This window comes from Demequina muriae (assembly GCF_030418295.1).
Lineage (GTDB): Bacteria > Actinomycetota > Actinomycetes > Actinomycetales > Demequinaceae > Demequina > Demequina muriae.
In genome coordinates this window covers 686894-696098 of record NZ_JAUHQA010000001.1, presented here as the reverse complement: position 1 = coordinate 696098, position 9205 = coordinate 686894, and the positions used below count along the sequence as shown (strand labels likewise).

General features: G+C 69.8%; 10 protein-coding genes. 2 read left to right on the top strand and 8 right to left on the bottom strand.

Annotation, left to right across the window (positions count from 1 at the left end):
* Positions 1-8: 8 nt before the first annotated feature.
* A complete protein-coding gene (locus QQX02_RS03220; protein ID WP_301141184.1) occupies positions 9-278 on the top strand; it encodes an HPr family phosphocarrier protein in 270 nt (89 codons plus the stop codon).
* An 11-nt stretch (positions 279-289) separates the two neighbouring features.
* The gene (ptsP, locus tag QQX02_RS03215) at positions 290-1972 is read left to right on the top strand and encodes a phosphoenolpyruvate--protein phosphotransferase (protein ID WP_301141183.1); all 1683 of its coding nucleotides are present in this window, start codon (positions 290-292) and stop codon (positions 1970-1972) included.
* Between the two features lie 9 nt (positions 1973-1981).
* Here ptsP and QQX02_RS03210 read toward each other — a convergent pair whose 3' ends face one another.
* The 8 genes from QQX02_RS03210 to QQX02_RS03175 all read right to left on the bottom strand — a co-directional run bounded on the left by QQX02_RS03210 (position 1982) and on the right by QQX02_RS03175 (position 9054).
* Positions 1982-3328: an ATP-binding protein gene (locus QQX02_RS03210; RefSeq protein ID WP_301141181.1), complete on the bottom strand. Its 1347-nt coding sequence runs from the start codon at positions 3326-3328 to the stop codon at positions 1982-1984.
* A gap of 28 nt (positions 3329-3356) precedes the next feature.
* Positions 3357-4070 (bottom strand): LytR/AlgR family response regulator transcription factor, encoded by a 714-nt coding sequence (locus QQX02_RS03205; RefSeq protein ID WP_301141179.1) that lies wholly within the window; start codon positions 4068-4070, stop codon positions 3357-3359.
* A 196-nt stretch (positions 4071-4266) separates the two neighbouring features.
* Entirely contained in the window at positions 4267-5217 is a 951-nt protein-coding gene (gene pfkB, locus QQX02_RS03200; protein WP_301141177.1) for a 1-phosphofructokinase, read from the bottom strand.
* Positions 5214-6029: a DeoR/GlpR family DNA-binding transcription regulator gene (locus QQX02_RS03195; RefSeq protein ID WP_301141176.1), complete on the bottom strand. Its 816-nt coding sequence runs from the start codon at positions 6027-6029 to the stop codon at positions 5214-5216. The genes pfkB and QQX02_RS03195 overlap by 4 nt, the downstream gene beginning before the upstream one ends.
* Positions 6026-7066 (bottom strand): zinc-dependent dehydrogenase, encoded by a 1041-nt coding sequence (locus tag QQX02_RS03190; protein WP_301141174.1) that lies wholly within the window; start codon positions 7064-7066, stop codon positions 6026-6028. Before QQX02_RS03190 ends, QQX02_RS03195 begins: the two co-directional genes overlap by 4 nt.
* 5 nt (positions 7067-7071) lie before the next feature.
* Positions 7072-7521, bottom strand: coding sequence for a PTS mannitol transporter subunit IIA (locus tag QQX02_RS03185; protein WP_301141173.1), 450 nt, complete (start codon positions 7519-7521; stop codon positions 7072-7074).
* Entirely contained in the window at positions 7511-7819 is a 309-nt protein-coding gene (locus QQX02_RS03180) for a PTS lactose transporter subunit IIB (RefSeq protein WP_301141172.1), read from the bottom strand. Before QQX02_RS03180 ends, QQX02_RS03185 begins: the two co-directional genes overlap by 11 nt.
* A gap of 35 nt (positions 7820-7854) precedes the next feature.
* Positions 7855-9054 carry a PTS transporter subunit EIIC gene (locus QQX02_RS03175; protein ID WP_301141171.1) on the bottom strand — a complete coding sequence of 400 codons (1200 nt, stop codon included), beginning with the start codon at positions 9052-9054 and terminating at the stop codon, positions 7855-7857.
* Positions 9055-9205 lie beyond the last annotated feature (151 nt).

The window sequence follows — 9205 nt, the reverse complement described above, 5'->3', positions numbered from 1 at the left end:
GCACCACCATGTCGCAGAAGACCGTCACCATCGCCTCATCCGTCGGACTGCACGCGCGTCCCGCGTCCCTGTTCGTCGAGGCGGCATCCGCCACGGGCCTCGATGTCGAGATCGGCCGCCCGGGCGAGGACCCTGTCGACGCCACCAGCATCCTCGGTGTGATGGCTCTCGGCGCCAAGCACGGCGAAGAGGTCGTGCTGACCGCCGAGGGCGAAGGCGCCGACGAGGCGCTCGACTCACTCGTCGCGCTGCTGTCGCGCGACCTCGACGCGGAATAGGAGCCACGGTCATGGTCAGCCCGGAGAGTCGTCACGGCATCGGCGTCAGCCCCGGCACCGCGTCTGGTCCGGTGGTGCAGGTCGCGCCACCGGTGCGGCCGCCCGCCGACGAGCCCGCCCCCGCGGATGCCGAGGCGGCGGTCGCCGAGATCCGTGCTGCCCTGGAGTCCGTGGCCGTGTCGCTCGAGGAGCGGGCCGCCACGGCCGATGCGCACGCGCAGCAGATCCTCAAGGCCACCGCGCTCATCGCGCGGGACAAGGGGCTGATGAAGATCGCGACCGCGCAGGTGGGCGATGGGCTCGGACCTGCGCATGCCATCAGCGCGGCCGTCGAATCGTATGCGGCGCAGTTCGAGAAGCTCGGCGGATACTTCGCGGAGCGCGTGACGGACCTGCGTGACGTCGGCGCCCGCGCCATCGCGGCGGTCCTGGGGATGCCCGCACCCGGGGTGCCGGTCTTCACCACCCCCAGCGTCATCGTCGCCCACGACCTCGCACCGGCCGACACTGCGGTGCTCGACCCGGCGCTCGTGGTGGGCATCGTCACCGAGGGAGGCGGCCGCACCAGCCACACCGCGATCCTCGCGGCGCAGATGGGCATCCCTGCCGTGGTGCAGGTGCCACGAGCCTCGGACATCGCGACCGGAACCCTGGTCGCGCTTGACGGGGACTCCGGCGCCGTGACCCTCGACCCGGATGAGGGCTTTCTCGCCGCACAGGCGCAGAAGCGGGAGCGCCGGGCCGAGGCGTTCAGCCACGCGACCGGGCCGGGCGCGACCCGCGATGGCCATCCCGTGGCGCTGCTCGCGAACATCGGCGGCGTCGACGACGCCGACCGTGCGGGGGAGCTGGATCTCGAGGGCGTCGGTCTGTTCAGGACGGAGTTCGTCTTCCTCTCGGCCTCGACCGCGCCCACGGTCGAGGAGCAGACCGAGATCTACCGCCGCGTGTTCGCCCCGTTCGAGGGCCGCCGTGTGGTGGTGCGCACGCTCGATGCGGGCGCTGACAAGCCGCTCGCGTTCGCGGACCTCGGCGAGGAGGAGAACCCCGCTCTCGGCAGGCGCGGGCTTCGCATGTCTGCGGAGCGGCCCGACCTGCTGGATGCGCAGATCGAGGCGCTGGCGATCGCCGCCCGCGAGACCACGGCGGACGTGCGCGTCATGGCGCCCATGGTCGCGACGGCGGAGGAGGCGGCGTGGTTCGCCCGTCGCGTCCACGAGAATGGGCTTCCGAAGGCCGGCGTGATGATCGAGGTGCCGGCGGCCGCCATGCGCGCCGAGCATGTGCTCGGCGAGGTCGAGTTCGGCAGCCTCGGCACCAACGATCTGGCGCAGTACACGATGGCCGCGGACCGCATGCAGGGAGAGCTGGCGGACCTGCTGGACCCGTGGCAGCCCGCGGTGCTCGACATGATCGCCGTCGCCGGCGAGGGCGCAAATCGCGCGGGACGCCCGCTCGGGGTGTGCGGGGAGTCGGCAGGAGACCCCTTGCTCGCTCTCGTGCTGGTGGGACTGGGCATCAGCAGCCTGTCCATGGCGCCCAGCAAGGTCCCTGCCGTGCGGGTGGCGCTCAGCATGCACGACCTCGCTGACTGTCAGCGCCTGGCCCACGTCGCTCGCACGGCTCGCGAGGCGGGCGAGGCCCTCGAGGCGGTGCGTGAGGCGGCCAACGCGGAGTTCACGCAGATCCTGTAGCCCGGCGGCTCAGGGAGTGCTGGCCGCGCTCGACCCTGCCACCGCATCGTCCTTCACGGGGATGAGCGCGCGGAGCGAGAACCACCGGTCCTCGGCCCGCGCGGTGAGCGAGCCGCCGTACTTCTCTGCCGTCTCGCGCATGTTCTTGAGCCCGTAGCCGTGATGCGACGCCTGCGCCTTGGTGGTCTGCGGCAGGCCGTCGACGAACGTCACGGGGCCCTCGAAGTAGTTCTCGATCTTGATCATCGTCAGCAGGTCGTGGCGGTAGATCGCGACGCGGATGAGTCGCTGCTCCGGGTCCTCCAGACGGCCGGTCGCCTCGATCGCGTTGTCGAGCGCGTTGCCGACCAGCGTGACGAGGTCCATGGGGTCCATGCTGTTGACCGCGGTGCCGTCCGCCACGCACGTGAGGGTGATCCCGGAGCGATCGCACTGCTGCTGCTTGGCGGTGAGGATCGTGTCCAGCACCGTCGAGCCGGTGTCGAGCATCGAGCGCTCGTAGCCGCGGATCGAGTCCTCCAGCTGGTCCACGAAGTCCGCCCGGCGCGTGGGGTCCGCCTCGGCACGGATCGCATGGATGTAGTGCTTGAGGTCGTGGTATTTGCGGTTCACCGCGTCGATGTCGTGCTTGGACTGCAGGTAGTGCTCGCGCTGGTGGCGCAGCATCATCCCGACGGCGCTGACCTCCGCAGCGCGCTGGAGCGCGAGACGCTGGCCGCGCAGCGCGAACAGGATCACGAAGCCGCAGAGGTCCACGAGGGTGCGGATGTAGAAGATCTCGGGGTCCAGCCGGCCCGAGAACGGCGTCGACGTGGTGAAGAAGCTCAGGTTCGACATCAGGAACGTGACGATCGCGACGGCGGCGGCGCCCACGAGGCCACGGGTGTCGATCGGCAGGCGCTGGTCGCGCGGGAAGTGCCGGGTCTCCGCCCAGTACGCCCCCGCGAACCCTGCGGCGTAGACGAGGCCGAGGAGGATCAGCCAGCCTGCCCCCTCGGTGCGCTCGCCGTAGAAGAACACGTGCAGCTGCCACTCGAGGGACGCCACCAGTTCCGCAAGCACGAAGGCCCGGGCCAGCAGGTCGCCTCCTTCGCGCGGGCTGGCGTCGGCGCACAGCATGATGAGTCCGTACATGGCCGCCACCGCGAGAGCCATGCCCAGCGTCCACAGCTCGATGGGCAGCTGGCCCGCGATCCATTGCACCCCCAGCAGCACGGCGAGCCCGCCGGCGAGAGCGCCGACGAGAGGCACGCGCGACAGCCGCTTGCGCATCAGCATGATGTAGACCACGCACGCGGACCACTCCGCGAGAGCCGTGACGGCGCGCGGGATGTCGGGAAGGGCGTCCTCGATCACTGGGTCCCCTCACCTGCGCGCGGCACCGTCACAGGACTCGCCCGCCGACGTGGTCAGCCAGAGCGTCGAGGAATGCGCGCCTGCGGGGGCGGCTCACCGTGAGCACGTCGCCATCGACCATGGTGCAGGAGGTGGAGTCGACGCTGGTGACATGGCTCATGTTGACCAGGTAGCAGTTGTTCGAGCGGAAAAATGCCTTGCCGTCGAGCTCGGCCTCCATCGCCTTCAGCGTGCCGCTGAACGTGTACTCGCCGTTCAGCGTGTGAATGGTGATGCGGTGCTTGATGGACTCGACGTAGACGATCTGGCTGGTGTCGAGCCGCGTGAGAGTGCCGGCCACGTTCACCACCACCGTCTCCGGCATCGACTGGCGCACGCGGCCAAGGGACCGGCGCAGCTCCTGGGCGAACGCGAAGTAGGGCACCGGCTTCACGAGGTAGCTGAGGGCGTCCACCTCGTAGCCCTTGATGGCGTACTGCGCCATGTTGGTCACGAAGATGATGACCACGTTCGGGTCCGCCTGACGCACGCGGCGCGCGGCCTCGAACCCGTCCATCCGCGGCATCTCGACGTCGAGGAGCAGGATGTCGAACTCCGGGCGGTACGCCTGGACCAGGTCCGCGCCGTCCGCGAACTCCTGAGTGGAGAACTCGACGCCCTCCTCCTCCGAGTACCGCGCCAGGTGGGTGAGCAGGTCCTCGCGATTGGACCGCTGGTCCTCGACGATGCCTACGCGGATCACGTCGCCCTCCGGCTCGATAAGTACGCTCGGGACGATTGCCCTCGGTGCTTCGCGGCAGGCGCGGCACCCCTGCGATGCTATCAACGCGCACGCGGCTCCCCGCGCATGAGTGGGGCGCTCGACCCGCCGGTCAGATGCTCGGTGAGCGTGCGCTGGGGGCGGACTGGGGTCCGCGGCCGCGGACCGGTGCTTGCGGTCAGTCGCCGCTCATCGCGAGGCGGGGATCGAGCGCCGGGTGGGAGGTGACGGACACGGCCTCGAGGTCGCGCGGCCCCGGGACGGCCGAGCCCGGCAGGGCCACCGCGGCGCTGCCCCAGCGCACCGCTCTCTCGATGGCATCGCGCGCAGTCGCACCCTCGCTCACGGCGTGGAGCCAGCCTGCGAGGAGGCAGTCGCCGGCGCCCACCGTCGACAGCGGGGAGGCCACATGCGCGACGGCGTGCGCGGCACCGTCGCGGGACACTGCCACCGCCCCCTGGGCGCCGAGGCTGACCACCACCGTGGCGACTCCCGCGTCGACGATCTCGCGGGCGGCCTCCACCACGTCGGTCAGGAGGGGCAGCGGACGTCCCGCGTGCTCGGCGAGCTCGTGGTGGTTGGGCTTGATCAGATCGGGGCCCGCACCGATGACTGCGGTGAGCGCGACGCCCGACGTGTCGATCGCGACTGCCACACCGCGGCGGCGCGCGCGGGCGATCAGCTCGACGTAGACCTCGCCGCCGAGGCCGGGCGGCAGGGATCCGCAGCCCACCACCCAGGAGGCCCCCTCCAGGTGGGACTCGGCGGCATCGAGCATGAGCGCGGCGTCGGCCGCAGTGGAGTCGCGGCCGAGCTCGTTGACTTTGGTCGTGGTGCCGTCGTCCTCGACGAGCGTGATGTTGGTGCGGACCGCGCCCGGCAGGTTCACCAGGTCATGGGTGACGTGCGCGTCGTCCAGCAGCGCGGAGAAGCGGGGCGCGATCTCCCCTCCTGCGGGCACCACGGCGATGGTCGCCGCGCCGTTGGCCGCGAGCGCACGGGAGACGTTGACGCCCTTGCCGCCCGGGTCCTCGCGCAGGCTGAGAGCGCGATGGACCCCGCCGGGGCGCAGCTGCTCGAGCGCGATCGTGCGATCCAGGCTCGGGTTGGGCGTGAGGGTGACGATCACGTGCGTGCCACTTCGACGCCCACGTCCTCGAAGTCCTGCACCGTGTCGTCGTCGAGCGAGTCGTCGCTGATGATGAGCGCGACGTCCTCGGTGGAGGCGAAGCGGTGCAGGTGGACCTGGCCGGCCTTGGACGCATCGGACACGCACACCAGGCGCCGCGCCGCCGTCGCCATGGCGCGCTTGGCCGCGGACTCTGCCTGGTCGGGAGTGGTGAGACCGTGCTTCACCGTGAAGCCGTTGGTGCCCAGGAAGGCGACGTCGACGGTCACATCGGTGAGCGCGCGCGTGAGCCATTCGCCCACCGCGGCTCCCGTGCGCTGACGGACGCGGCCGCCGAGCATCATCAGCTCGGTGCGCTCGCGGTTCGCGAGGTGCGCCGCGACGTCGATCGAGTTGGTGATCACGGTGAGCCGCATGCCCGGGGGGAGCGCGTGCGCGATTGCGAGCGTGGTGGTGCCGGAGTCGAGCAGCACGGTGTCGCCCTCGTGGAGCTCCATCACCGCGCGCGAGCCGATGCGACGCTTGCGGTCGGCGAACTGGGTCTGGCGGGCCTCGAGGCTGGGCTCGAGAGTGAGCCTCTCGACGGGCAGCGCGCCGCCGTGCACCCGCCGCAGCACCCCCAGTCGCTCCAGCGCCGTGAGGTCACGGCGCACCGTCTCGACCGTCACGCCCAGCTCCTCCGCGAGCAGTCCCACCTCGACTCGCCCGCGCGAGCGCGCGGTGGCGAGGATGGACTGCTGGCGTTCCTGGGCGTACATGACGGGGCTCTCCTCGAGACGGTCCGGTGCGGTGGGGGTGCGGCGAGAGCTCACGGCTCGATGGTGACCTTGATAGCCTCGCCCCGCTTGACAATACCGAAGGCATCGAGCACCCGATCCAGTGGCACTCGCTCCGTGATGAGGTCCTTGACGGGGACCTCGCCGGAAGCGATGCGCCGCAGCGCCTCCTTGTTGTGGTGCGGGGCCGAGCCGTTGGCGCCGAAGATCCGCAGCTGCCGGTAGTGGACCAGGTTCGAGTCGCACGTGATGGTGGGGTTGGTCTTGGGCAGGCCGCCGAAGAAGCTGATGCGCCCGTTGCGCGCCGCCATCTCGATGGCCTGCTCCTGCGCCACGTTCGCGGCGGTCGCCGTGATGATGCAGTCCGCGCCACGGCCGTCCGTGAGCTCGCGCACGCGCTCCACCACGTCGACCACGGAGCCGTCGATGACCTCCTCAGGATGGACCGCATCGGCCGTCATCTTGAGGCGCTCAGCGTTGACGTCGATGAGGAACACTCGTCCCGCGCCGTTGGCGCGGGCGAGGCGGATGTGCATGGCGCCGATGGGTCCGGCGCCGAACACCACCACGGTGTCGCCCTCCTCGATGCCGAGGATCGACTGCGCGTTGATGGCGCAGGCGAGGGGCTCGGCGGCGGAGGCCTCATCGAAGCCCACGCCGTCGGGGATCCGGTTGAGGCCGTCGACCTTCATGACCTCGCGGGGCACGATCATGTACTCGGCGAAGCCGCCCTCGTACTGGTAGCCCATCGAGGTCTGGTTCTGGCAGACCTCCATCCAGCCGCGCGAGCACTCGTAGCAGTCGCCGCATGGCACCGCGGCGATGACCTGCACGCGGTCGCCCTCGGCCCACCCCTCGACGCCCTCGCCGAACCCGACCACCTCACCGGCGATCTCGTGGCCGATGATGCGCGGCGGGGACAGGTTCTGGTGCCCGTTGTGGAAGATCTTGACGTCGGTGCCGCACGTCGAGCAGTTCCGCACGCGGATCTTGACCTCGCCGGGGCCGGGCTCAGGCTCCGGGACGTCCTCGATGCGCACGTCCTCGGGGGCGTAGAAGACCAGGGCTTTCATGGGGCTCACTCCTCAGTGTTTCGGGGGGACAGCAGGTCGAGCACGCCTTCGGGGGTGGTGGCGCCGCGCAGCGCGGCGGCCTTCTCGGGGTCCATCAGGACCCGGGCGAGGGAGGACAGGATGTCCACGTGCTCCTCGGATTTGGATGCGATCGCGACGCAGACGGTCACGTCGTTGCCGTCCCAGTCGACTCCGTCAGGAAACTGGAGCACGGCGAGCGCCGCCCGCGCGATGTGCTCGCGCGATTCGTTGGTGCCGTGCGGGATCGCCACGCCTTCGCCCACGTAGGTGGAGACGGACTTCTCGCGTTCGTGTAGCGCCGCCGCGTACTCGGTGGTGGCGGCGCCGATCTCGACGAGCACCTCGCCGCACTGGCGCAGCGCGTCCGCCTTGTCCTGGGCTGTGAGGCCAAGGCGGACGGCGCCAGCGTCGAGCAGGGCCCGGTCAGGACTCAAGGGTCTCGCCGTTCTTGATAGCCTGCTCGACCTTGGTGAATGCGGGATCCCCCATGAAGATCGCGAAGGGCACGACCACGGCCTGCGGGGCCGTCGACTGGGCCCGGGCGGCAAGGCCCTGGTGGCACAGCACGACCGTCGCATCGCCGGGGATCTCGTTGACGGGGGTGTGGACCACCTCGACGCCGAGAGGCGAGAGCTTGGACCGGAGTGTGCTGGCGACCATCACCGAGCTGCCCATTCCCGCGTCGCACGCGATGACGACCTTCTTCACGTCTGAGCCGTTGATCGATGGCATCGGACCTGTCCTTTCGTGGGGAGGTGCGGTCGCCGTCAGACGGTCGCGGGGGTGGTGGATGCGGCCGATGCGTCGGCTGCGGAGTCGTCCTCGGGTGCGTCCTCGCGGCGAGCCTCACGGCCGAAGCCGAGCAGCATGGCGGCCACGAAGAACGAGACGGTCGCCGCCAGAATCACCTGGGCGAACATCACCACGAAGTTGCCGATGCCAGGAGGCGTGAACGCGATCCACGCGAAGATGGATCCGGGCGAGGGCGGGGCGACGAGGCCACCGTTGAACATCACGCCGATGAGGACACCCGTCATGCCGCCGAGGATCGCCGCGGCGATGAGCTTGGGCTTGGCCAGCACGAACGGGAAGTACACCTCGTGGATGCCACCGAAGAAGTGGATGATGGCGGCGCTCGGTGCCGCGGCCTTGAGCATGCGGGGCCCGAACAGCATGAACGCGAGGAGGATGCCCAGACCGGGTCCGGGGTTCGACTCGATCATGAACAGCAGCGACTTGCCGGTCTCCTCGGCCTCCGCCGTGCCCAGCGGCGTGAACACGCCGTGGTTGATGGCGTTGTTGAGGAACAGGATCTTCGCGGGCTCGACCACGATCGAGGCGAACGGCAGCAGCGAGTTCTCCACGAGGAAGTCCACGCCTTCGCCGGCCCACTCGACGAGCTGGCTCACGATGGGGCCGATGATCATCTTGCCGAGCACCGCGAGCAGACCGCCCAGGATGCCGAGCGAGAAGTTGTCGACCAGCATCTCGAAGCCCGGCTTGATCTTGCCCTGCCAGGTGGACTCGAGGCGCTTGAGGCACCAGGCGGCGAACGGACCGATGATCATGGCGCCTAGGAACATCGGCACCTCAGAGCCGACGATGACGCCCATGGTGGCGACGGCACCGATCACGGCGCCGCGCGTCTCGTAGACGAGCTTGCCGCCCATGTAGCCGATCAGCAGCGGGAGCAGGTAGGTGATCATGGGGCCGACGAGCACCGCGACGGTGGCCGTCCACTCCATGACGCCGTCATTGGGGGCCCCGTTGAGACCCTCCGCGATCTTGTTGACCCAGCCCGCCTCGATGAACAGGGCCGTGATGAGGCCCCACGCCACGAAGGCGCCGATGTTGGGCATGATCATGGCCGACATGAAGCGGCCGAGTCGTTGCACCTGGGTGCCGAATCCGGCTCCGGTGCGGTTCTTGTTCGCCTTGGCCTTGGCCTGGGCGTCGCTGAAGGACATCAGTGTCCTACCCTTCCCCCCCGCTTCTTTGCGGAGGACTACCATCCTGTGCCCGTTTGGGCCCGTTCCGTTGGAACTAATTCCGCACGCTAGCGCTGAAGGGCGGGGCTGTCAACAGATAAACGGGTAGAACCGGGCAGGCACGGGGGTC

Excerpts from the sequence above, each read along its gene's own strand:
- QQX02_RS03175 (WP_301141171.1), bottom strand. The coding sequence starts at position 9,054 with ATGTCCTTCAGCGACGCCCAGGCCAAGGCCAAGGCGAACAAGAACCGC.
- ptsP (WP_301141183.1), top strand. The coding sequence starts at position 290 with ATGGTCAGCCCGGAGAGTCGTCACGGCATCGGCGTCAGCCCCGGCACC.
- QQX02_RS03190 (WP_301141174.1), bottom strand. The coding sequence starts at position 7,066 with ATGAAAGCCCTGGTCTTCTACGCCCCCGAGGACGTGCGCATCGAGGAC.
- QQX02_RS03180 (WP_301141172.1), bottom strand. The coding sequence starts at position 7,819 with ATGCCATCGATCAACGGCTCAGACGTGAAGAAGGTCGTCATCGCGTGC.
- QQX02_RS03220 (WP_301141184.1), top strand. The coding sequence starts at position 9 with ATGTCGCAGAAGACCGTCACCATCGCCTCATCCGTCGGACTGCACGCG.